This window comes from Pantoea sp. paga, assembly GCF_007558755.1.
Classification (GTDB): domain Bacteria; phylum Pseudomonadota; class Gammaproteobacteria; order Enterobacterales; family Enterobacteriaceae; genus Pantoea; species Pantoea agglomerans.
The window spans coordinates 533,257-557,323 of record NZ_VLTF01000001.1; the positions used below are offsets into that span (position 1 = coordinate 533,257).

A 24,067-nucleotide genomic window follows, 5' to 3' on the forward strand; every position below is an offset into this window, starting at 1 on the left:
CATGACTTTTTCAGCAAAAATCGCTACCATCTCCGCCTGACATTTCTGAACAACGGTCGATCTCATGAAATTTGTTTCATTTAACATCAATGGGTTGCGTGCCCGCCCGCATCAGCTTCAGGCACTTGTCGAACAGCATCAGCCCGATGTTATCGGTCTGCAGGAAACCAAGGTCCATGACGACATGTTCCCGCTGGAAGAGGTGTCAAAGCTCGGCTATCACGTCTTCTATCATGGACAGAAAGGTCACTACGGCGTTGCCCTGTTAACCAAAGCTGAGCCAGTGTCAGTGAGCCGGGGTTTCCCGGGTGATGACGAAGAATCCCAGCGCCGCCTGATCATCGCGGAACTTCCCAGCCCGATTGGCAACATCACGGTAATTAACGGCTATTTTCCGCAGGGCGAAAGCCGCGACCATCCCACCAAGTTTCCGGCTAAAGAGAAATTCTATCGCGATCTGCAACGTCTGCTGACCGAGGATCTGCCTTCTGATAAACCAGTTCTGATTATGGGCGACATGAATATCAGCAGCACCGATCGGGATATTGGTATTGGTGAGGAGAGCCGCAAGCGCTGGCTGCGCACCGGCAAATGCTCCTTCCTGCCGGAAGAGCGCGAGTGGATGGACCGCCTGCTGGGCTGGGGACTGGTTGATACCTGGCGTGAGCACAACCCGGAGGTGGCGGATCGCTTTTCCTGGTTCGATTACCGTTCGAAAGGGTTTGATGATAATCGCGGGTTACGCATCGATCTGGTGCTGGCGAGCAAAACCCTGGCGTCGCACTGCGTTGAGACCGGCATTGATTATGAGATCCGGAGTATGGAAAAACCGTCTGACCACGCGCCCATCTGGTCAACCTTCCGCTTTTAACTGACGGTCGCGTGGCAGAGCGCCACGCGACGGCTATTTCACTATTTTCCAGATCAGGTTATTGGTGCCGATGGAGTGTTCATCACGGGTACATTGCAGCAACACCCCCTCTGATTTCACCACCGCCCCTTCCGTGTAGTTACGGTTCTCAAAGATACAGCAGCGGAGACAGTCTGGCTGACGTCTCTCTGCCTGTGTCCATGCTTCGGGTGGCATATCCACCACGACATCGGTATTGCCACCGTTGCTGCCCTGCTGTGGCATCGACTGATAACGACTGTTGGCCTGCGCCACGCTGGTCGCCAGCGACAGGGTCACGAGCAGTAATACTGAATAACGCCTCATTCCGTCTCCTTCACTTTACGCCTGGTTTTGCGCACCGGACGTTTCTGTCCGGTGGACGGTAATCCCCGAAATGCATGCGCCGCAGGCTGCTGTCGCGCCTGCTGAATCAGACCGGTTAAGGTCTGCACCAGCGGCTGCATGAATTCATCATAGCGGCAGGCCTTTTCGCTGATACGCGTCAGTGTCGATTCCCACTGCGCCGTCATATCCGGGCGTGCTGCCAGATCGGGCAGAGAGTGGATCAGGGCGCGTCCGGCATCCGTAGAATTGATATAGCGGCCCTTCTTCACCAGGAAGCCACGACGAAACAGTAATTCGATAATGCCGGCGCGTGTGGCTTCCGTACCTAAACCATCGGTCGCACGCAGTACTTTCTTTAATTCTTTATCCTGAACAAAACGGGCAATGCCGGTCATCGCAGAAAGAATAGTGGCATCGGTAAACGGGCGAGGCGGCTGGGTTTGCTTCGCCAGCACCTCTCCACGCTCACACAGCAGCTCATCCCCTTTCGCCAGCACCGGCAACGGCATGCCGTCGTTCTCTTCATCCCGCTCTTTGTTGCCCAGCAGCGCGCGCCAGCCCGCCTCCGCCAGGAAGCGCGCTTTCGCCACGAATTTTCCGCCGGCAATATCAAGATCGATGACACATTTGCGGAATACCGCATCCGGGCAGAACTGCATCAGATACTGGCGCGCTACCAGTTCATAGATATGCTGCTCGTTTTCACTGAGCTTCACCGCGCTGGAACGGGCCGTTGGAATAATCGCATGGTGTGCATCCACTTTTTTATCATCCCAGCAGCGATTTCTGCGATCGGCATCGAAATCTGCCGGTGGGATCAGCTGTGACTGATGCGCCTGTATCGCCTTTAACACCGCATGACGACCGGCAAAATGCTCTTCAGGCAGATAGCGACTGTCCGAACGGGGATAGGTAATCAGTTTATGGGTTTCATAAAGCCGCTGGCAGGTATCCAGCACCGTCTGCGCACTCAGCCCGTAACGTTTAGCGGCCTCAATCTGCAGGCTGGATAAGGAAAAGGGCAGCGGCGCCACCTCATTTTCGCGCTTATCGCTGTAAGCAGTGACGATCGCTGGCTGGCCCGTAATACGCGCCACCACATGCTCGGCCAGCGCGCGTTTGAGCAGGCGGCCCTCTTCATCCTGCCACGGTTCACAGGCTTCACTGGGGATCCAGCTGGCGATAAATCGGGCGCCATCAGGCGTGAGGATGTGCGCCTTCACTTCGAAGTAATCTTTCGGCACGAAGTTTTCGATCTCTTCATCGCGCCGGACCACCAGCCCAAGCACCGGCGTCTGCACCCGGCCCACCGACAGTACGCCATCATAGCCTGCATTCCGCCCCAGCAGCGTCCAGGCGCGGGTCATGTTAATGCCATAGAGCCAGTCTGCACGGGCGCGGGCCAGCGCCGAAACGCACAATGGAATAAACTCGCGATTTTCACGCAGGCGGTTCACTGCCCGGTCCACCGCCTGAGGATTGAGGTCGTTAATCAGACAGCGCTGCACCTTGCTGCGTTTTTCAGCCGGCAGGTTCAGGTAGTCGAGCACCTCATCCACCAGCAACTGCCCTTCCCGATCCGGGTCACCGGCATGCACCACTTCATTCGCCTGCGCCAGCAAGCCCTCAACCACTTTCAGTTGCTTAGCGACCGAGGGACGCGGCTTTAGCTGCCATTTTTCCGGAATGATGGGTAAATCCGCCAGCGACCAGCGCGCATAACGGCTGTCATAACTGTCGGGTTGCGCCTGCTCCAGAAGATGGCCTACGCACCAGGTGACGATCTGATCGTTGCCGCAGGCAATGAATCCATCACCGCGTCGATGCGGTTTCGGCAGCACATCTGCGATAGCACGCCCCAGGCTCGGTTTTTCCGCAATAAACAAACGCATTGAATCAGGTAATCCTTAACATCAGGGGGAACGCAGTAATAACCGGTTGTCCGCTGTCGGTTTGAATACTGGGGCTATGTTAGCCTGGCAGGCCCGCTGGCGTAAGTGTGATGCGCGGCGTTAGCGATCGTTCGCACAGGAACCGTGCAAAAAGCAGGGCTGAAATGCACCCTGCCGGAACCGGACAAGCATTGTAGTCAGAAGTAACGGACGAAGGGCGCCGTGTCAGGTGGGAGCACCGTAGTGCTGGATTTCAGTTGCGGGGTGCCCAGATAGAGAAAGCCGACGATGGCATCCTGTTCGCGGCAGCCAAACCCCTGGCGTACCTGCTCGTCATCGGTCCAGGGACCACTGCGCCAGATACCGTTGTAACCCTGAGCGACGGCCGCCATCTGCATGGCCATCACTGCACAGCTTGCCGAGGCGATCTGCTCCCAGCGCGGCACTTTGTGGTGCTCTTCACAATGTGCCACCACCGTAATGATCATCGGTGCCCGAAAAGGTGACTGGCTCGCTTTGTTAATCGCCTTTTCATCCAGCTGTTTATCGCGAGCTGCCTGCTCCAGCAGCTGGCTCAGCCGGTCGCGACCTTCATTTTCCACAATGATAAAGCGCCAGGGTTGCAGCGTGCCGTGATCCGGGGCGCGCATGCCGGCCCGCAGGATATTTTCCAGTGCGTCACCCGCAGGTGCCGGCTCAGTCAGGCGTGAGGCCGAACGTCGGTTGACCAGTAATTCCAGTGCGTCCATGTTTCTCTCCCGATCTCTGTAATGTTGCAGTTATCCTGGCACAGGCAGATTTTTTGTAACAGTGCGCAGTGATTTCCTGCTGACTTTTAACACGCTGCTCTTTAGGATGAGCTCGTCGGGGAAGTCTGGTCCGCGCGGCGGCCACTTCCTGCTACATATTTATGGAGAGTCTGATGCGCACATTGTGGCGAATAATTGCAGGTCTGTTCCGCTGGAGCTGGCGGGTACTGAATTTTATCAGGGAATTTATTCTGAATATTTTCCTGATTTTGTTGATTGTGGTGGGTGTAGGGATCTGGCTGCAGGTCAGCGGGTCGGGCGGAAGTTCAGCGCCGATTCAGCAAGGCGCACTGAAAGTGGATCTCAGCGGCGTGCTGGTGGATAAACCGTCGGTAAGCAATCGTCTGAGCAAAATTGGCCGCCAGCTGCTGGGTGCCAGCAGTGATCGCTTACAGGAAAATTCGCTGTTTGATGTGGTCGACGCTATTCGTCAGGCAAAAGATGACAGCAACATTAAAGGCATGGTGCTCGATTTACGCGAATTTGCCGGTGGCGATCAGCCTTCACTGCAATATGTGGGTAAAGCGCTGCGCGAATTCCGCGACAGCGGCAAGCCGATTTATGCACTCGGCGACAGCTACAGCCAGGCGCAGTATTACCTTGCCAGCTACGCCACCAAAATCTATCTGTCGCCACAGGGCACCGTAGATCTGCATGGTTTCGCCACCAACGGACTCTATTACAAAACCCTGCTGGAGAAGCTGAAAGTCACCTCGCACGTCTTCCGTGTCGGAACCTACAAATCAGCGGTTGAGCCGTTCCTGCGTGACGACATGTCCCCTGCCGCACGGGATGCAGACAGCCGCTGGGTCGGTCAGCTGTGGCAGAACTACCTGAACACCGTGGCAGCGAATCGCCAGATTACGCCGGAACAACTCTTCCCCGGTGCTGCTGCGATTATTGCCGGATTAAACGCCGTGAAAGGCGATACCGCACAATATGCGCTGGATAACAAGCTGGTCGATGCCCTGGGTTCACGTGCGGCAGCCGATCAGGAGCTGGTAAAAACCTTTGGTCTGGATAAGCAGAGCAACGATTACCGTAGCGTCAGCATCTATGACTACAGCGTGAAAACCACCTCCACGCAGCAGGATGGCAACATCGCGGTAGTCATGGCCAGCGGTGCCATCATGGACGGTGAAGAGACGCCGGGCAACGTCGGTGGCGACACGACGGCGGCACAGATCCGCGATGCGCGTCTCGATCCGAAAATCAAAGCGATTATTCTGCGGGTGAACAGCCCGGGTGGCAGCGTCACCGCCTCGGAAGCGATTCGTGAAGAGCTGGCGGCAGCGCAGGCGGCCGGTAAGCCGATTGTGGTCTCGATGGGAGGCATGGCGGCGTCCGGCGGTTACTGGATCTCAACGCCTGCCAGCTACATTGTGGCGAACCCCAGCACGCTGACTGGCTCGATTGGCATCTTCGGCGTGATCAATACGCTGGAGAACAGCCTGGACAGTATCGGCGTGCACACCGACGGTGTTGCGACCTCACCGCTGGCGGATATCTCAACCACCAAAGCGCTGCCAACGGAAGTGCAGCAACTGATGCAGCTGACTATCGAAAATGGCTACCGCAACTTTGTCGGTCTGGTGGCGAAGTCACGTCATAAAACGCCAGAGCAGATTGATGCCATTGCACAGGGCCACGTCTGGACCGGCAGCGATGCGAAAGCCAATGGTCTGGTTGATGCACTGGGTGACTTCGATGATGCCGTGAAAAAGGCGGGCGAGCTGGGGAAAGTCAGTAAGCCGCAGCTGAGCTGGTATCAGGATGACCCGAGCTTCCTGGATATGATGCTGAGTCAGATGAACGCGTCGGTGCAGGCTGTCCTGCCTGATACGCTGAAAGCCTGGCTGCCAGCACCGATGCTGGATGTGATGAGTGCCATGAAAGCCCAGCCAGGTCTGTTCGACAAGCAGAACGATCCTCAGAACCGTTATGCATTCTGCCTGAACTGCGGCGAAGTGCGATAAACCTCGCAGCCCGGCCGCTGGTCGGGCTGCTTTTCCCCGCTATTCCCCTTATACTGCGCGTTTTATGGCGAGTCTGAGTTCTCTAATGCAAAAGAAAAACATCTACGTAGCCTACACTGGCGGGACGATCGGTATGCAGCGTTCGGCGCAGGGTTATATTCCCGTCTCCGGACACCTGCAGCAACAGCTGGCTAACATGCCGGAGTTCCACCGCCCTGAGATGCCTGATTTCACCATTCATGAATATCAGCCGCTGATCGACTCTTCCGACATGACCCCGCAGGACTGGCAGTCTATCGCAGAAGATATCCGTCAGAACTACGATCGCTATGATGGTTTTGTGATCCTGCATGGCACCGACACCATGGCATTTACCGCCTCAGCACTCTCCTTTATGCTGGAAAATCTGGCCAAGCCGGTTATCGTCACGGGCTCGCAGATTCCATTAGCGGAATTACGTTCAGATGGTCAGCAGAATCTCTTAAATTCGCTCTATGTGGCAGCCAACTATCCGATCAGCGAAGTGTCGCTGTTTTTCAATAACACGCTCTATCGCGGTAACCGGACCACCAAGGCACATGCAGATGGCTTCAACGCCTTTGCTTCGCCCAACCTCTCTGCGCTGCTGGAAGCGGGCATTCATATTCGTCGTCTCAATACACCGCCTGCCCCAGCCGGTCAGGGCGAACTGAAGGTTCACACCATTACGCCTCAGCCCATTGGCGTGGTCACCATCTATCCCGGGATTTCAGCCGACGTTGTGCGTAACTTTCTGCGTCAACCAGTCAAAGCATTGATCCTGCGCTCCTATGGTGTGGGTAATGCACCGCAGAACAAGGAATTTCTGGCAGAATTGCAGCAGGCCAGCGAGCGTGGCATCGTGGTGGTAAATCTCACCCAGTGTATTTCCGGCAAAGTGAATATGGGCGGATACGCTACCGGCAATGCGCTGGAACATGCTGGTGTCATCAGCGGATTTGACCTCACCGTGGAAGCGGCGCTGACAAAGCTACACTTTTTACTCAGCCAGGATCTTTCGGCCGATCAAATCCGTGCCAGAATGCAGCAGAATTTGCGCGGCGAACTGACTGAAGACTGAAACGGAGCGATATGTAATGAAGCGGGCACTCATCATTATTGATATTCAGAACGATTTTTGCCCCGGCGGCCCGATGGCAGTCCATGAGGGTGACCATACGGTCGAGGTGGCAAATCGTTATGCGCGACTGTTCCGTGAAAACGGGGAATGCGTACTGGCACTGCAGGACTGGCATCCGGCCGATCACGGCAGCTTTGCCTCAATTTCCGGCGAACCGGTCTACACGCTGGGCGAGTTAAATGGTCTGGCCCAGATCTGGTGGCCCGATCACGGCATTCAGGGCTCAGCTGGCGCTGATTTTCATCCGGGTCTGGATCGCTCACTGTTCGATGCGACGTTCCATAAGGGCCAGGATCAGGATGTCGACAGCTATAGCGCCTTTTTTGACAATGGTCATCGCCGTAAGACCGAGCTGGACAGCTGGCTGCGTGAGCGTGGGATCACCCATCTGGTGATGCTGGGGCTGGCGACGGATTACTGCGTAAAATATAGCGTGCTGGATGCGCTGGAGCTGGGTTATCACGTTGAGGTGGTTAAAGAGGGCTGCCGGGGGGTCAATCTGAATCCTGAAGACAGTGAAATTGCCTTTGCCCAGATGACCGCTCAGGGTGCCATTCTGATTTAAAATGGAGCTGGCATGACGCCAGCTCTTTTTAATGCAGATGGATGCGGGTCACGTCAGGGTCAATTCCAAACTCTTCTTTGAGCTCTTTTTTCGACTTCATCACCATTTCGCCACCTTTGCCGATGGTCATGTGCTGCGGCGCGTCGTTGTGCCGCGCCTGCCACATCATGACCAGCTGCAGGCAATTGTCACGCTGCTCCTGAGTCAGTGCCACGCCATCCGGCCACTTACCAATCTCAACCGCCGTGGCAAGACGCTGATAGACTTCAGGCGTCATCGATGCAAGCATTGCTTCAAGCTGTTCCTTCATCGCCTTTACCCTTTGGTCTGTTCGCCCTGCTCGTCGGTGAAATTCAGCGAGGCGGAGTTAACACAATAGCGTTCGCCGGTCGGCTGCGGGCCGTCAGGGAAGACATGTCCCAGGTGCGCATCGCAGCTGCCACAGCGGATCTCAATACGCTGCATACCGTGTGAATCATCTTCAATATAGCGAATCGCATCATCACTGACCGGCTGGTAGAAACTGGGCCAGCCACAGCCCGAGTCATACTTCGTCTCAGAGAGAAAAAGTGGCGCCTCACAGATCAGACAGTGGTAGATCCCTTCCTGCTTGTTGTGCAGCAGTGCGCCGCTGTAAGGCGGTTCCGTTCCGCGTTGCTGAGTGACGTAGCGTTGCATTTCGGTCAACTGTGCAATTTTTGCTTCGGGTGCGGTGTCTTTAGCCATTTTAGGATTCCGGGCAGTGCCATTCTGAAAAATTCGACTATTATTCTAACAAATGATCAACATAACCCGGGTCTTTTTTTGTGCTCACCCTTTCAGCCTGCTCTCTGCTAAGCGGATTTGTGACATCGATCACCTTTTATCCGGAGCATCCCTATATATTCGGCGATTGATTCAACGAAGCGCGATATCATTGGCGGCGCGCAAGCGGTTGCGCATCGAATAATTCCTTTCAGGCGAATTGATTTGTCGCAACAATTGACACGATTCCGCTTGACGCCTGGTAAGGTTTTTGTAATTTTACAGGCAACCTTTTATTCACTAACCAATAGCTGGTGGAATATATGACTATCAAAGTAGGTATCAACGGTTTCGGCCGTATCGGTCGCATCGTTTTCCGTGCTGCTCAAAAGCGTTCTGACATCGAAATCGTTGCTATCAACGACCTGCTGGACGCGGATTACATGGCGTACATGCTGAAGTATGACTCTACTCACGGTCGTTTCGACGGCACCGTAGAAGTTCAGGATGGCGCACTGGTGGTTAACGGTAAAAAAATCCGTGTTACCGCTGAACGTGATCCGGCCAACCTGAAGTGGGATGAAGTAGGCGTTGACGTTGTTGCTGAAGCAACCGGTATCTTCCTGACCGACGAAACCGCGCGTAAACACATCACCGCAGGTGCTAAGAAAGTCGTTCTGACCGGTCCATCTAAAGATGACACCCCAATGTTTGTTCGTGGTGCAAACTTCGACAAATATGATGGCCAGGATATCGTGTCTAACGCATCCTGTACCACTAACTGCCTGGCACCGCTGGCAAAAGTGATCAACGACAAGTTTGGCATCGTTGAAGGTCTGATGACGACCGTTCACGCCACCACTGCTACCCAGAAAACCGTTGATGGCCCGTCTCATAAAGACTGGCGCGGCGGCCGCGGCGCATCGCAGAACATCATTCCTTCATCAACTGGCGCAGCTAAAGCCGTTGGTAAAGTTCTGCCAGAGCTGAACGGCAAACTGACCGGTATGGCTTTCCGCGTACCAACCCCTAACGTTTCCGTTGTTGACCTGACCGTGCGTCTGGAAAAAGCGGCTTCTTACAAAGAAATCTGTGCTGCAATTAAAGCGGCTGCAGAAGGTGAGATGAAAGACGTTCTGGGCTACGTTGAAGATGACGTGGTTTCTACCGACTTCAACGGCGAAATCCTGACTTCAGTGTTTGACGCTAAAGCCGGTATCGCGCTGAACGACAACTTTGTGAAACTGGTTTCCTGGTACGACAACGAAACTGGCTACTCAAACAAAGTTCTCGACCTGATTGCACTGGTTTCTGCTAAATAAGGCAGCCAGACATCATTGAGAATAAGGGCGACTTCGGTCGCCCTTTTTTTGATCCGCTCAGGAAGGAATCGAACATGCAAGATAAACTGTTTTCTCTGCCGGTGGTCACGCAGATCTCCCCTTACCTCACCCAGCGCCAGATTGGCGAACTCCCCGCCATTGTTGTGAGTCACCCTAAAGTGCGGGCAGCCATTACGCTTCAGGGCGCGCACCTGATCGCCTGGCAACCCAGCGGCGAAAAGCCGGTACTCTGGCTGAGCGATAAGAGTCTCTTTGCACCGGGTAAGGCGATTCGAGGCGGCGTTCCGATCTGCTGGCCGTGGTTCGGCCCGGCGGGCGAACCGGCACACGGCTTTGCGCGGGTTCAGCCATGGAAGCTCACGGCGCATGATGAAAATGAAGATGGCGTCATGCTGACGCTGGTGCTGGAGAGCAACCCTCAGACGCTGAAGCTCTGGCCGCATGAGTTCACCCTGATTGCCCGCTTCCGGCTGGGCCAGCATTGTGAGATAGAGCTGGAAGCCTATGGTGACTTTGAAGCGACGGCGGCTCTGCACAGCTACTTTACCGTCAGCGACATCAACGGTGTGGAAGTCTCGGGCCTGGGCAACAGCTTTATCGACAAAGTGAATAACGGCGAGGTGGCCAGCAGCGACGGCAAACAGCGTTATCCTGGGCGTATCGACCGTATCTTTACCGCAGCAGAAGATTGCTCAGTGATTAATGATACTGCGGGCGAGCGGCAGATCGAGGTGTACCACCATCATCATAGTGACGTTGTCACGTGGAATCCGGGTGTGGAACTCTCCTGCAGCATGACGGATATGGCGAATGAGGGCTATAAGACCATGGTCTGTGTGGAGACGGCGCGTATCAGCAAACCGTTACGCAGCGCGGGAGAAAAACCGGCACGACTGGCCACGACGTTCCGCCTCAAAAAGAAAGCCGCAGCCAGCGACAACGTTAACGGCTAAACAATATCCAGCGGCAACTTATGCTGTGGCGCTGGCCAGGCACGATCGATGAGCTGCAAATCCTCATCGGTCAGTTCCACCTCCAGCGCCGCCGCATTTTCCTGAACGTGGGCCACGGAACTGGCTTTAGGAATGGCAATCACCCCTGGCTGACGAATCACCCCTGGCTGACGAATCACCCAGGCCAGCAGTAATTGCGCCACGCTGATGCCCTTCTGCTGTGCAATCTGAGTCAGCTGAGGATCGGTAAAGAGTGAGTCACGTAGCCGTCCGGCCTGGGCCAGCGGACAGTAGGCCATTACCGGTACGCCACGCTGCTGACATGCCGGCAGCAGATCAAATTCAATGCCGCGTGAAGCCAGATGATAGAGCACCTGATTGGTCGCGCAGGCCTCGCCCTTCTCTTCATCCCACAGTTCAGCCATATCGTCGGTATCAAAATTCGATACGCCCCAGTGACGAATTTTGCCCTGCTGCTGCAGGCGTTCCATAGCGCGCAGTGTCTCTTCCAGCGGAATATTGCCGCGCCAGTGCAACAGGTAGAGATCGAGATAATCGGTTTGCAGACGGCGCAGGCTGCGCTCACAGGCTGCAATGGCATCCACTTCGCCCGCATTCCACGGATAAACTTTGGAGACCAGCAGCGCCCGGTCGCGACGGCCCAGCAGTGCCTGCCCGACCACCTCTTCGGCTCCGCCATCTGCATACATTTCAGCGGTATCGATAAGCTGTAATCCGCACTCAAGACCCGCCTGCAGAGCAGCGACTTCATCAGCCCGCTGCGCCGGGTTTTCACCCATATACCAGGTGCCCTGACCGATCACAGGCAGATCGCTAAAACCGGCAAAGTTAATCGTTTTACGCATTCTGCTCTCCCGCCCCATTCTGAGGCCCTGTAAAAGAACAGAGGGCATTAAATGCCCTCTGTTGGTGCGTTATCAGAAGGTATAGCTGATACCCGTCCAGATTAACGCCTGCCCGCTTTTATCAATCATCGGGCTGTCTTTGATTTCGCTGTCGAAGCGGACGTAACGTCCCATGACGCTGGCATTCCACTGCGGCGCAATCTGATAGCTGGCGCTCAGTTCCACATAAGGCGACCAGCTGTCATCCGGGTTGTAACGGCTGATGCCTGTACGGGCGCTTTCATGCCCGGATACCCCATAGTAATAACGGTTTTGATTGGCGCTGTTCCATGTGGCCCCGATGCCCGGCGTCAGGCTGAAGTCACCCATCTGGAAGCGATAGAGGTATGTCAGGTCCCAGATTATCCCGTTGCTGTTATTGAGCACATCACCCAGTAATGAGGTACGGACAATCCCCCAGTCAGCGGTGTGACGATAGGTTGCGCCACCCATCAGCGTCATGCGGCGTTTATCCAGCCCTTTCATGTCGCCCAGGTCGTTGTCGCTGGGTTTGTACTCCTGCGGTGACCCCAGCAGGGTCAGAGACAGCTGGTTCTGGGGATCTTTCCACAGGTAGTAGCCACCCTGCAGGCTGCGGAACCAGAAGTCTTCACCCTCATAATTGATAACCGGAACCGGGATATACCGGTCCTGGCCGCCGCGATAAGGTGATTCGGCATAGATGACCGACGCACCAATGGAAAGCGGTGCGGCATTCACGTGTGTGGCCAGTAAATAACAGGGCAGAAGTGCAACAAGCGTCTTAAATTTGAATTGGTTCACAATTTATTCATTCCATAAATATAACAATCAAACAGGAAGTCTAACGTTTTTTCACGGCTGGATTAACTTATATCGAAATCCTTTAAGTGACTAACCGATGAAAGTGGCATTAAAGGTTAAAAACACGTTAAGTTAAAGCATCACCCATATGAACGCATCTCACAACAGACCCGCTGTACAGTTGATCTTCCCCTCATTAACCCAAACCCGTGGAGGAAATTTCCTAGAAGCCATCTACAGTTAGAAGTAACAGCAGACATTTTGTACGAGCAGAGTAACCACAAAAGTTGTGTATCCCGATAAGAAAGATCAGGTTGGCATAAGGGTTGCTGTACTCAACAGAGAATATCTTCCGGGAGCTGCTATAAGCCTCTAATTACGCTCCTTACCTGTGCTAAAAACGAAAGGACGGGCATCGCTATGAATATATTCGATCACTATCGTCAGCGTTATGAAGCTGCCAAGGACGAAGAGTTCACACTGCAGGAATTTCTTGCTATCTGTAAGCAGGATCGCAGTGCATACGCCAACGCTGCAGAGCGACTGTTAATGGCTATCGGAGAGCCGGTAATGGTCGATACTGCTCAGGAGCCACGCCTTTCCAGAATATTCTCCAACCGTGTGATGGGACGCTATCCGGCGTTCGAGGAGTTTTACGGCATGGAGGAAGCGATTGAACAGATCGTCTCCTATCTGAAACATGCCGCTCAGGGACTGGAAGAGAAGAAACAGATCCTCTATTTACTGGGGCCGGTAGGTGGCGGTAAATCCTCACTGGCGGAACGGCTTAAGTCGCTGATGCAGCGGGTGCCCATCTATGTACTGAGCGCCGACGGGGAACGCAGCCCGGTTAATGACCACCCTCTCTGCCTGTTTAATCCGCAGGAAGATGCGCATATTCTCGAAAAAGAGTATGGCGTGCCGCGCCGTTATCTCGGCACGATCATGTCGCCGTGGGCCGCTAAGCGACTGCACGACTTTGGCGGCGATATCTCGCGTTTCAAAGTGGTGAAAGTCTGGCCGTCAATCCTGGAACAGCTGGCGATTGCCAAAACTGAACCGGGTGATGAGAACAACCAGGATATCTCCGCGCTGGTTGGTAAAGTGGATATCCGTAAACTGGAAAACCACGCGCAGAACGATCCTGATGCTTACGGTTACTCCGGCGCACTCTGCCGTGCGAACCAGGGGATCATGGAATTCGTTGAGATGTTTAAAGCGCCTATCAAGGTGCTGCACCCCTTACTGACGGCGACGCAGGAGGGGAACTACAACGGCACCGAGGGGATTTCGGCGCTGCCGTTTAACGGCATTATTCTGGCGCACTCCAATGAATCAGAGTGGGTGACGTTCCGAAACAACAAGAATAATGAGGCGTTCCTTGACCGTGTTTATATCGTCAAGGTGCCCTACTGCCTGCGGGTCTCGGAAGAGATCAAAATCTACGATAAGTTACTTAATCACAGTGAGCTGGCGACCTCGCCCTGCGCACCGGGTACGCTGAAGACGCTGGCACGCTTCTCAATCCTGTCTCGTCTCAAGGATCCGGATAACTCCAGCATCTATTCCAAAATGCGGGTCTATGATGGTGAAAGCCTGAAAGATACCGACCCTAAGGCGAAGTCCTGGCAGGAGTATCATGATTACGCCGGTGTGGATGAGGGGATGAACGGCCTGTCGACCCGCTTTGCCTTTAAGATTCTGTCGCGGGTGTTTAACTTTGACCACGCCGAAGTGGCAGCCAACCCGGTGCACCTGTTCTATGTACTGGAACAGCAGATTGAGCGCGAACAGTTCCCTCAGGATCAGGCTGAGAAATACCTTGAGCATCTCAAAGGCTATCTGATCCCCAAATATGCTGAGTTTATTGGCAAAGAGATTCAGACCGCCTATCTGGAATCTTACTCTGAGTATGGTCAGAACATCTTTGACCGCTATGTGACCTATGCCGACTTCTGGATTCAGGATCAGGAGTATCGCGATCCTGACACCGGACAGCTGTTTGATCGTGAATCGCTCAACGCAGAACTGGAGAAAATCGAGAAGCCCGCAGGCATCAGTAACCCGAAAGATTTCCGTAACGAGATCGTCAACTTCGTGCTGCGCGCCAGGGCACACAATAACGGTCGCAACCCGAACTGGACCAGTTACGAGAAATTACGCACCGTGATCGAGAAGAAAATGTTCTCGAATACGGAAGAGTTGCTGCCGGTGATCTCGTTTAATACCAAGACCTCTACCGATGAGCAGAAAAAACATGATGATTTTGTCGATCGCATGATGGAAAAAGGCTATACCCGCAAACAGGTTCGCCTGCTGTGTGAATGGTATTTGCGTGTGCGTAAATCGTCCTGATAAGAGTCTGTAAGCTTGCCGGTAAGTGATACCGCTCTGACAAGGTCGGGTTCGCCCGGCCTGCTTACAATGTAGTTTGGGGGAATACCATGGCCTATTTCATCGATCGCCGACTTAACGGCAAAAACAAGAGCGCGGTAAACCGCCAGCGCTTCTTGCGCCGTTATAAGTCGCAAATTAAGCAGTCGATCTCCGAGGCCATCAATAAACGCTCGGTGACCGATGTAAGCAGCGGTGAGTCTGTCTCTATCCCGATTGACGACATCAATGAGCCGATTTTCCATCAGGGACGCGGTGGCAACCGCCATCGGGTCCATCCGGGCAACGACCATTTTGTGCAGAATGACCGGGTCGAGCGCCCGCAGGGTGGTGGCGGCGGCGGCAGTGGCCAGGGCAATGCCAGCCAGGATGGTGAAGGTCAGGATGAGTTTGTCTTCCAGATATCGAAAGATGAGTATCTGGACCTGCTGTTTGAAGATCTCGCCCTGCCTAACCTGCGCCGGAACCAGCATCGCCAGTTGAATGAGTATAAGACCCACCGTGCAGGTTTCACCTCCAACGGTGTACCTGCCAATATCAGCGTCGTACGTTCGCTGCAGAACTCGCTGGCGCGTCGTACGGCGATGACGGCGGGTAAACGCCGGATGCTGCACGAACTGGAAGAAACGCTGCGGGAGATTGAGAACTCAGAACCGGCTCAGCTTCTTGAAGAGGAGCGGCTGCGTAAAGAGATCGCCGAGTTGCGGGCGCGTATCGAACGGGTGCCTTTTATCGACACTTTCGACCTGCGCTACAAAAACTTTGAGAAACGGCCGGAGCCTTCCAGCCAGGCGGTGATGTTCTGTCTGATGGATGTATCCGGATCGATGGATCAGGCCACCAAGGATATGGCGAAACGCTTCTATATCCTGCTTTACCTGTTCCTGAGCCGCACCTACAAGAATGTCGATGTGGTTTATATTCGTCATCACACGCAGGCCAAAGAGGTGGATGAACAGGAGTTCTTCTACTCCCAGGAGACCGGTGGCACCATCGTTTCCAGTGCGCTGAAACTCATGGATGAGGTGGTGAAAGAGCGCTATGACCCGGCGCAGTGGAACATCTATGCTGCACAGGCGTCGGATGGCGATAACTGGGCCGACGATTCACCGCTCTGTCACGAGATCCTTGCGAAGCATATTCTGCCAGTAGTGCGTTATTACAGTTATATCGAGATTACCCGCCGTGCGCATCAGACGCTGTGGCGCGAGTATGAGCATCTGCAGGCGACGTTCGATAACTTTGCTATCGAACATATTCGTGAGCCGGAAGATATCTACCCGGTGTTCCGATCGCTGTTCCATAAACAGGCAACGGAAGCCTGATGCACTAAGCCGGCTCATCGCCGGCTTTTTTTATCTTCCGAATAACCTGCTAAAACAGTCTGTTTTCTTCCGCTTGCCTGCCAACCCCCTCATTCTTCACATTAATCTGATTCCATACGCTGTTAAGCAATTCGTATAATGATCATTTTCACAATGACAACTCCTTGATAAAACATTATCTTTCAGAGATAGCATGGATATTTGTCACCAGTCGCTGCACCGCACTGTCATATCTCAGGAGATCGGGTTTGAACCACACTATTGTCTACAGTCTGTTTATCATCGGTTCCGTGCTGGTCGCATCGAGCATTCTGCTCAGCTCTTTCTCATCCAGACTGGGTATCCCCATTCTGGTGATCTTCCTTGCTCTGGGCATGCTGACCGGGGTTGATGGCATCGGCGGCATCGCCTTTGATAACTATCCGGCGGCTTACTTAATCTCGAACCTGGCGCTGGCGATTATCCTGCTGGATGGCGGCATGCGGACCAAAGCCAGCTCATTTAAAGTCGCCCTGGGGCCAGCGCTGTCGCTGGCGACCGTCGGGGTCATGATTACCGCAGGCTTAACCGGTGTGGTCGCCGCCTGGTTGTTTAACCTGGATATGATGCAGGGCTTCCTGATTGGCGCGATTATCGGCTCCACGGATGCCGCCGCCGTCTTCTCACTGCTGGGTGACAAAGGCCTGAATGAGCGCGTCAGCTCCACGCTGGAGATTGAATCGGGCAGTAACGATCCGATGGCGGTGTTCCTGACTATTACGTTGATTGAGATGATCGAGCAGGGCCGCAGCGGCCTTGACTGGATGTTCCTGGTGCATCTGGTGCAACAGTTTGGTCTGGGTATTGTGCTTGGCCTGGGCGGCGGCTGGGCGCTGCAGCAGCTGATTAACCGTATCAGTCTGGCCGGTGGGCTCTATCCGCTGCTGGCGTTGAGTGGCGGCATTCTGGTGTTCGCCCTGACCACGGTATTAGAGGGCAGCGGCATCCTGGCGGTCTATCTGTGCGGCTTTTTACTGGGCAACAGCCCGATTCGCAACCGTCACGGCATTCTGCAGACCTTTGACGGCATGGCGTGGCTGAGTCAGATTGGCATGTTCATCGTGCTGGGACTGCTGGTAACCCCGTCTGATTTGTGGCATATCGCGGTTCCGGCGATGATCCTCTCACTGTGGCTGATTCTGGTAGCGCGCCCACTGTCGGTCTTTATTGGTCTGCTGCCGTTTCGCAGTTTTACCACCCGCGAACGCGTTTTTATCAGCTGGGTTGGTTTACGCGGCGCGGTACCGATTATCCTTGCGGTCTTCCCGATGATGGCCGGATTAGAAAACGCGTCGCTCTATTTTAATATCGCCTTCTTTGTGGTGCTGGTCTCTCTGATGTTGCAGGGCACCTCGCTGGGCTTTGCAGCGAAAAAAGCCAAAGTGGTGGTGCCGCCTACCGCATCGCCTATCAGCCGTATCGGCCTGGATATTCACCCCGAAAACCCATGGGAGCAGTTCGTCTACCAGCTCAGCGCTGACAAGTGGTGCGTCGGCGCCGCACTGCGTGACCTGAAGATGCCACGTGAGACCCGCATCGCCGCCCTGTTCCGTGACAATGTGCTGATGCATCCGAATGATGGAACGCGGCTCAGGGAGAACGACGTCATCTGCGTGATTGGCCGTGAGCGCGATCTGCCGGCGCTGGGTAAAATGTTCAGCCAGTCACCGCCCGTTTCCCTCGACCAGCGTTTCTTTGGTGACTTTATTCTGGATGCTGAAGCTCGCCTGCGCGATATTGCGCAGATTTACGGACTGGAACTGGATGAGAACACCAACGATCAGCAGTCGCTGGGACAACTGGTGCTGAGTATGCTGGGCGGCGCGCCGGTGGTTGGCGATCAGGTTGAGTGGAATCAGCTAACGTGGACCGTCGCGGAGAAAGAGGATAACCGTATTGTGAAGATTGGTGTCCGTCCGGCTGAAGAGAAGGAATAATCCTAATCATTCAGCCACGTTATTTTCTGTCGATACGCTAAGCTTAAATGTCTATGCCAGCAAAAACGGGAGAAATGAATGGGACACGTGGTTAAAATTGGTCGTTATGAGATTGTTGATGCCGATCTTGACAGTGAGAACCTCGACACCGTCAGCATCCCCTGTCACACCAATCCCGGCTTAATTACCCAACTTGATGGCTGGGATCGCGATACCAGCGTCCCGGCATGGATTGACGGAGAACCGGTGGATCTGCAGATTGGTCATTACGATAAACAGCAGGACCGCTGGATTTTAAAAAAACCTGCCTGAGTCCGTTATCACTACCGCCAGTCGTAAGATTTGGCGGTAATTCCTAAAAAGCGTCTTAAACAGTTTGGTTATAACCAACCCCCGCCTTATTTTATCCAGTAAAAACCAAAACTTAGCCATTTAAAACTTTAATCACTTTTGATGTTTTCAGATTTTTTCCGTATTAACTCTGTCAAATAACTCCTGCATACTCATTCTCAATGCTGCAACATTTCGTGAGTACTATCACGCTTTAGCCGTTATCTTTTTTGCAGCTGCACTGGCTTTACTGACTGCAACAGACTGAAAATTATTTTTTAATTTTTCAGAAGCCCACCCCTGAGCGCGTACATGATTCTGGTCAGGCCATCTTTTACTTGAGAAAGAGAGCAGGTTTTATGGCAAGTACATTGATAATGAATAGCCCGAGCCGCTCGTGGAGCGGCACGCGTAAAAATATCATCGTGAAATTCGCCCTGAGCTTTTCCGATCTGATTGCACTTAACCTCGCACTGTTTTTATCTGCCGCGACGATACAGGGTATTTGGGGCGAGCTGGATACCTTTATTCCACCCCATCAAATTGAATATCGTTTTGTGGCACAGTTTATTATGTCCGTCATGTGTACCGGCTGGTTCTGGGTGCGCCTGCGTCACTACACCTATCGCAAACCCTTCTGGTTTGAGCTGAAAGAGATCATTAAAACATTATTTGTTTTCTCGCTGCTCGACCTTGCGTTGATCGCCTTCTCTAAATGGGATTTCTCCCGCATGGTGTGGGTCTTCAGCTGGACATATGCCCTGCTGCTGCTGCCGCTGATGCGTGCTCTGGTTAAACGCGCCATTCACAAGGCGGGTCAGTGGCAGAAAGAGACCATCATTATTGGCTCCGGCAGAAACGCCACCGAAGCTTACGCGGCGCTGCAGAGTGAAGAGATTCTTGGCTACAACGTACAGGCCTTTATCTCGGTCGATGATGTCCCGGCTCAGCAGAGCGTGAATGGCGTGCCGGTGATCACCTGGAAAGATATCAACTGGCAGACCATTGACCGTGACAACGTGCAGTTTATTGTGGCTATGGAGTATGAGCAGCAGCCGATGCGCGATCGCTGGCTGAAATTCCTGTCGAAAATGAACTGCCGTTCAGTTTCAGTGATCCCGACGCTGCGCGGCGTGCCGCTTTACGGCACGGACATGTCCTTTATCTTCAGCCATGAAGTAATGATTCTGCGTGTCAGCAACAACCTGGCGAAACACTCCTCCCGTTTCATGAAGCGTGCCTTTGATATCGTGGTGGCGTCCATGCTGCTGCTGTTCCTCGGCCCAATCTTCGCCCTGCTCTGCTATATGGTGAAACGTGATGGCGGCAATGCCATTTATGGTCACGAGCGTGTGGGCCAGAATGGCAAAAAATTCAAATGTCTGAAATTCCGTTCCATGGTGACCAATTCCAAAGAGGTGCTGGAGAAATTACTGGCAACCAGCGAAGAGGCCCGGATTGAGTGGGACAAAGATTTTAAACTGAAGAATGACCCGCGCGTGACCCGGATTGGTAGTTTCCTGCGTAAAACCAGCCTCGACGAGTTGCCGCAGCTGTGGAACGTGATTCGTGGCGAGATGAGCCTGGTTGGCCCGCGTCCCGTGATTGAAGCTGAGCTGGAGCGTTATGCCGGTGATGTTGACTACTACCTGATGGCCAAGCCGGGTATGACCGGTCTGTGGCAGGTCAGCGGACGTAACGATATCGACTACGACACCCGCGTCTATTTTGACTCCTGGTATGTCAAAAACTGGGCGCTCTGGACCGATATTGCGATCCTGTTCAAAACCGCAGGCGTGGTGTTACGTCGCGACGGCGCTTACTAATCAGACCTCTGCGATGCCTGTTTACAGCAGGCATCGCACTTTCCGCACGACTTCCTCTATCTTTTTTGCCGCTGAATCATTACCCTCTGCGATCGTTTTTTAACAGAACGCTTACCCTCTGGTTGTTATGCAAAAATTTACTCTGCTGTTATTAAGCCTGGTGCTGCTGGCACCCTTAGGCATCGATCTCTATTTGCCCACGCTGCCCCAAATCGCAGAAGGGCTGGATACGCCGGTTAATCTGGTGCAGACCACCATTCCCCTGTTTCTGCTGGTCATGGGGCTGGGACAACTGGTGACCGGCCCGCTGGTGGACAACTATGGCCGTAAGCCGATTGCCCTGCTGGGCCTGGCGCTTTACATCACGGGGAGTGCCATCGCCGCCACCGCTACCTCATTCCCGCTGTTCGTCCTTGCCCGCCTGGTGCAGGGCTGTGGCGTCTGCTGCAGCGCGGTCGTGGCCTTTAGCGGCGTGCGTGACCGCCTGAGCGGTGATGATGCCGCCCGTGCGTATGGCTTCCTGAACGGCGCATTAAACATCGTTCCGGCTCTGGCTCCGCTGCTGGGCGGTTTGCTGGCCAGCGCCTTTGACTGGCGCGCGCCCTTCTGGTTTCTCTGCGCCTACGGCGTGCTGATTACGCTGCTGGTGATTATCTGGCTGCCAGAGACGCGTCCGGCGGATACCCTGCGGGTGAAAGGATTACCCATTAAACAGTATGCCGCGATCCTGCGTCAGCCGCGCTTTCTGGCGTTCGCGTTCGCCAATGCCGGTGCACTGGGCATGGTGCTGACCTACGTGTCGCTGGCACCGCAGGTATTAATGACCGAAGGCGGGCTGACGCCAATCCAGTTCTCTTTTGCTTTTGGCGCCAACGGTTTCTGGATCATGTTTGTCAGCATGTTCGTCAATAAAGCGATTCGCAAAGCGGGTCGCCCTTTCTGCCTGGCGATGGGATTCTTCACTATGCTGCTGGGCGCGGTGCTGCTGGTAGCGGGGATGCAGATCTTCCCGACGGAGATGCAGACGCACTGGGCGCTTTACATGTTCCCGGTGGCCGTTTCAGTTGCCGGGCTGGCCTTTACGGTGGGACCGGCCACCAGCTATGCGCTGGAACCCTATCAGCAACAGGCGGGCGTGGCGTCCGCCTTGCAGGGATTTATTCAGATGGCCGGTGGCGCGTCAGGCAGTCTTGTCATTGTGGCGCTGCCGGTGGCTGAGAAGCTGTCGCTGAGTCTGATGATGCTGCTGGGTGCAGCGCTGGCCTTTATCGCCTGGCGCTGCAGCAGAAAGATGCGCGGCAGCCTGACCGCGCTTAAATAACCGTGACCGGAACGCGGGGTGCCAGCGCGCACATCAGCTCGTACCCTACCGTTCCGGCCGCTTTTGCCACCTGATCGATTTTCACCTGCTCCCCCCACAGTTCCACGGCTGAGCCAATACCGGCCTGGGGACAGGGGGTTAAATCCACGGTGATCATATCCATCGAAACCGCGCCAACCACCTGAGTCATCACGCCATCGACACAGACGGCCGTACCCGTCGGGGCATGCCGTGGATAGCCATCCGCGTAGCCACAGGCCACCACGCCAATTCGCTGCGCCGTGCTGGCGTGATAGCGGTAGCCGTAGCCCACTCCATCGCCCGGCTGTAGCTGCTGGACCGCAATAATCTCACTGCTTAAGGTCATCACTGGTTTCAGGCCACTGCCTGCAATGTCCTGCCAGTCACCGCTGGGCGACGCGCCATACAGAATGATGCCGGGGCGGACCCAGTCAAAGTGTGCTTCAGGATGCCACAGGGTGCAGGCGGAGTTGGAGAGCGATCGCGGACAGTTCAGCCCCTCAGCCGCCTGCTCTACGCGCTGCAGTGGCGCAATCAGACCCTGCGGATTTTCCGCATCGGCAAAATGGGCCATCAGCGTCATCTCACCTACCGTGCTCAGCGCCCGCAGCTTTTGCCATGCACCGTTGACCTGTTCCGGGCGAAAACCCAGTCGGTTCATCCCGCTGTTCATTTTGAGATAGATATCCACCGGTGCTGCGAGTCTGGCACTGGCCAGCGCGTTGATTTGCCAGTTACTGTGTACGCTGGTGGTGAGACGATAACGGTCAATCAACTGCAGATCCTCTGGCTGGAAGAAACCCTCCAGCAGCAGAATCGGTTTTTTCCAGCCCTGCTCGCGCAGCTGGATCGCCTCTTCCATATTAAGAAGCGCGAAGCCGTCAGTGGCAGATAACGCCTCGCGCACGCGATCAATGCCATGGCCATAAGCATTAGCTTTCACCACTGACCAGACGCGAGAGGCGGGTGCCGCCTGGCGAACAACAGTCAGGTTATGACGTAACGCCTGCTGGTTGATGGTAGCGACAATCGGACGTGACATCCTCTCTCTCCCTGAATACTTAACGAGTTGCGTTGGCGTTACGCAGCGGCGATGAGGTCGCCGCGAAACCGGGTAAGTAGCGGAACACCGCTAAGTCATCCGCCGCAATGGCCGGCTTTTTACCGGAGATGAGATCGGCCAGCAACTGACCAGAACCACACGCCATCGTCCAGCCCAGCGTACCGTGACCGGTATTGAGCCAGAGATTAGAGATGGGTGTGGCACCCACAATCGGCGTACCGTCTGGCGTCATCGGACGCAGACCGGTCCAGAAACTCGCCTGCGCGAGATGACCGCCTTCAGGATAGAGATCACTGACCACCATCTCCAGCGTTTCCCGCCGCGCTTCGGTGAGTTTGGTGTTAAAACCAACTATTTCCGCCATCCCGCCGACACGAATACGATCGTCAAACCGCGTCACCGCCACTTTATAGGTCTCATCCAGGATAGTTGAAACCGGTGCGGCGTCAGGATTTTTAATCGGAATAGTGAGTGAATAGCCTTTCAGTGGATAGACCGGAATATCGATGACATTTTTCAACAGCGCGGTCGAGTAGGAACCAAAGGCCACCACATAGTGGTCTGCCTTTATGATCTCATCGCCGCACTTCACGCCATAGATGCGATTGCCATCGCGCAGCAGGTGGTCGACCGGAGTGTTAAAGCGGAAGACTACGCCCGCCTCTTCGGCCATTTTTGCCAGCCGCTGAGTAAAGAGCTGACAGTCGCCGGTTTCATCATTGGGCAGGCGTAATCCGCCGGTGAGTTTATGCTGAGTTGCCGCCAGTGCCGGTTCAACGCGAGACAGTTCATGCGCCTGCAGCAGCTCATAGGGCACACCCGCGTCGCGCAGCACCGCAATATCTTTGCTGGCGCTGTCGAACTGCTGCTGAGTACGGAACAGTTGTAGCGTACCGCCCTGACGGCCCTCATAGACGATGCCGGTTTCACTGCGCAACGCTTTCAGACAGTCACGACTATATTCGGCAATCCGCACCATGCGGCTTTTGTTCTGCTGATAGTGATTGATGTCGCAGTTGCGCAGCATGTGCCACATCCACTCCAGCTGAAAACTACTGCCATCCAGCCGGATAGCCAGCGGCGCGTGGCGCTGAAACATCCACTTCACCGCTTTCAATGGCACGCCGGGCGCAGCCCAGGGTGCGGCATAACCCGGTGAGATCTGACCGGCATTCCCCGCACTGGTCTCCATCGCTGCGGCGGGCTGACGATCAATGACCGTCACCTGATGTCCGGCACGCGCCAGATACCAGGCACTCGCCACCCCGACCACACCACTTCCAAGAATTACAACGTGCATAGCTCCCCCACCCGACCTGTAAAAGCATAATTCACTGTTCAACTGATGATAGTCAGCGGATTTACATAGCGGACACCACCACAGAATTTCACCATCCATTTCACATCTTTTTTACTTTTCAGGTAACTAAAATCTTGTCGCGCGG

General features: G+C 54.6%; 21 protein-coding genes. 12 read left to right on the forward strand and 9 right to left on the reverse strand.

The features are described 5' to 3' along the window. The first annotated feature begins 64 nt into the window (after positions 1-64). Entirely contained in the window at positions 65-871 is an 807-nt protein-coding gene (xthA, locus tag FOV68_RS02545) for an exodeoxyribonuclease III (RefSeq protein WP_143990264.1), read from the forward strand. A gap of 33 nt (positions 872-904) precedes the next feature. Here the strand turns inward: xthA and FOV68_RS02550 are convergent, their stop codons facing one another. The 3 genes from FOV68_RS02550 to FOV68_RS02560 all read right to left on the reverse strand — a co-directional run bounded on the left by FOV68_RS02550 (position 905) and on the right by FOV68_RS02560 (position 3,878). Next, on the reverse strand, positions 905-1,216 hold the full coding sequence (locus FOV68_RS02550; protein ID WP_069026352.1) for a DUF1496 domain-containing protein: 312 nt from the start codon (positions 1,214-1,216) through the stop codon (positions 905-907). Continuing rightward, a complete protein-coding gene (locus FOV68_RS02555) occupies positions 1,213-3,129 on the reverse strand; it encodes a DNA topoisomerase III (RefSeq protein ID WP_143990265.1) in 1,917 nt (638 codons plus the stop codon). The genes FOV68_RS02550 and FOV68_RS02555 overlap by 4 nt, the downstream gene beginning before the upstream one ends. 197 nt (positions 3,130-3,326) lie before the next feature. Beyond that, positions 3,327-3,878, reverse strand: a complete 552-nt coding sequence (locus FOV68_RS02560; protein ID WP_031592757.1) for an NAD(P)H nitroreductase — start codon at positions 3,876-3,878, stop codon at positions 3,327-3,329. A 173-nt stretch (positions 3,879-4,051) separates the two neighbouring features. On the opposite strand from FOV68_RS02560, the gene sppA reads away from it, so the two are divergent. From sppA to pncA, 3 genes are all read left to right on the forward strand, one after another. After that, entirely contained in the window at positions 4,052-5,914 is a 1,863-nt protein-coding gene (gene sppA, locus FOV68_RS02565) for a signal peptide peptidase SppA (protein ID WP_143990266.1), read from the forward strand. An 85-nt stretch (positions 5,915-5,999) separates the two neighbouring features. After that, positions 6,000-7,013 (forward strand): asparaginase, encoded by a 1,014-nt coding sequence (gene ansA, locus FOV68_RS02570; RefSeq protein WP_010260629.1) that lies wholly within the window; start codon positions 6,000-6,002, stop codon positions 7,011-7,013. A gap of 16 nt (positions 7,014-7,029) precedes the next feature. Next, positions 7,030-7,638 (forward strand): bifunctional nicotinamidase/pyrazinamidase, encoded by a 609-nt coding sequence (gene pncA, locus FOV68_RS02575; protein WP_031592761.1) that lies wholly within the window; start codon positions 7,030-7,032, stop codon positions 7,636-7,638. 28 nt (positions 7,639-7,666) lie between these two features. On the opposite strand, the gene FOV68_RS02580 is transcribed toward pncA, so the two are convergent. Both FOV68_RS02580 and msrB read right to left on the reverse strand, forming a co-directional pair. Then, positions 7,667-7,948 carry a YeaC family protein gene (locus FOV68_RS02580; protein WP_003852750.1) on the reverse strand — a complete coding sequence of 94 codons (282 nt, stop codon included), beginning with the start codon at positions 7,946-7,948 and terminating at the stop codon, positions 7,667-7,669. 5 nt (positions 7,949-7,953) lie between these two features. Continuing rightward, positions 7,954-8,364 carry a peptide-methionine (R)-S-oxide reductase MsrB gene (msrB, locus tag FOV68_RS02585; RefSeq protein WP_010670269.1) on the reverse strand — a complete coding sequence of 137 codons (411 nt, stop codon included), beginning with the start codon at positions 8,362-8,364 and terminating at the stop codon, positions 7,954-7,956. Between the two features lie 341 nt (positions 8,365-8,705). Between msrB and gapA the strand changes: the two genes are divergently transcribed. Beyond that, on the forward strand, positions 8,706-9,704 hold the full coding sequence (gene gapA, locus FOV68_RS02590; protein WP_003852747.1) for a glyceraldehyde-3-phosphate dehydrogenase: 999 nt from the start codon (positions 8,706-8,708) through the stop codon (positions 9,702-9,704). Between the two features lie 74 nt (positions 9,705-9,778). Continuing rightward, on the forward strand, positions 9,779-10,678 hold the full coding sequence (locus FOV68_RS02595; protein ID WP_143990267.1) for a D-hexose-6-phosphate mutarotase: 900 nt from the start codon (positions 9,779-9,781) through the stop codon (positions 10,676-10,678). On the opposite strand, the gene FOV68_RS02600 is transcribed toward FOV68_RS02595, so the two are convergent. Together FOV68_RS02600 and FOV68_RS02605 are read right to left on the reverse strand one after the other, a co-directional pair. After that, the gene (locus FOV68_RS02600; protein WP_143990268.1) at positions 10,675-11,544 is read right to left on the reverse strand and encodes an aldo/keto reductase; all 870 of its coding nucleotides are present in this window, start codon (positions 11,542-11,544) and stop codon (positions 10,675-10,677) included. The two genes, FOV68_RS02595 and FOV68_RS02600, sit on opposite strands and share 4 nt — an antisense overlap. A gap of 72 nt (positions 11,545-11,616) precedes the next feature. Continuing rightward, positions 11,617-12,366 (reverse strand): MipA/OmpV family protein, encoded by a 750-nt coding sequence (locus FOV68_RS02605; protein ID WP_083067911.1) that lies wholly within the window; start codon positions 12,364-12,366, stop codon positions 11,617-11,619. 420 nt (positions 12,367-12,786) lie between these two features. On the opposite strand from FOV68_RS02605, the gene yeaG reads away from it, so the two are divergent. From yeaG to FOV68_RS02635, 6 genes are all read left to right on the forward strand, one after another. Then, positions 12,787-14,721: a protein kinase YeaG gene (gene yeaG / locus FOV68_RS02610; protein ID WP_143990269.1), complete on the forward strand. Its 1,935-nt coding sequence runs from the start codon at positions 12,787-12,789 to the stop codon at positions 14,719-14,721. Between the two features lie 89 nt (positions 14,722-14,810). Continuing rightward, positions 14,811-16,085: a YeaH/YhbH family protein gene (locus tag FOV68_RS02615; protein ID WP_031592767.1), complete on the forward strand. Its 1,275-nt coding sequence runs from the start codon at positions 14,811-14,813 to the stop codon at positions 16,083-16,085. A gap of 248 nt (positions 16,086-16,333) precedes the next feature. Beyond that, complete coding sequence (locus tag FOV68_RS02620; protein ID WP_069026356.1) at positions 16,334-18,061, forward strand: potassium/proton antiporter; 1,728 nt, start codon at positions 16,334-16,336, stop codon at positions 18,059-18,061. 78 nt (positions 18,062-18,139) lie between these two features. Further along, a complete protein-coding gene (locus FOV68_RS02625; RefSeq protein WP_010260598.1) occupies positions 18,140-18,373 on the forward strand; it encodes a DUF1480 family protein in 234 nt (77 codons plus the stop codon). Positions 18,374-18,750: 377 nt separating this feature from the next. Continuing rightward, positions 18,751-20,217 (forward strand): undecaprenyl-phosphate galactose phosphotransferase WbaP, encoded by a 1,467-nt coding sequence (gene wbaP / locus FOV68_RS02630; RefSeq protein WP_029519111.1) that lies wholly within the window; start codon positions 18,751-18,753, stop codon positions 20,215-20,217. A gap of 127 nt (positions 20,218-20,344) precedes the next feature. Then, on the forward strand, positions 20,345-21,538 hold the full coding sequence (locus FOV68_RS02635) for a multidrug effflux MFS transporter (RefSeq protein WP_039386211.1): 1,194 nt from the start codon (positions 20,345-20,347) through the stop codon (positions 21,536-21,538). Here FOV68_RS02635 and dadX read toward each other — a convergent pair. Together dadX and FOV68_RS02645 are read right to left on the reverse strand one after the other, a co-directional pair. Beyond that, a complete protein-coding gene (gene dadX / locus FOV68_RS02640) occupies positions 21,531-22,601 on the reverse strand; it encodes a catabolic alanine racemase DadX (protein ID WP_143990270.1) in 1,071 nt (356 codons plus the stop codon). The two genes, FOV68_RS02635 and dadX, sit on opposite strands and share 8 nt — an antisense overlap. Before the next feature lie 19 nt (positions 22,602-22,620). Next, positions 22,621-23,922 (reverse strand): D-amino acid dehydrogenase, encoded by a 1,302-nt coding sequence (locus tag FOV68_RS02645; protein WP_143990271.1) that lies wholly within the window; start codon positions 23,920-23,922, stop codon positions 22,621-22,623. Positions 23,923-24,067: the final 145 nt, after the last annotated feature.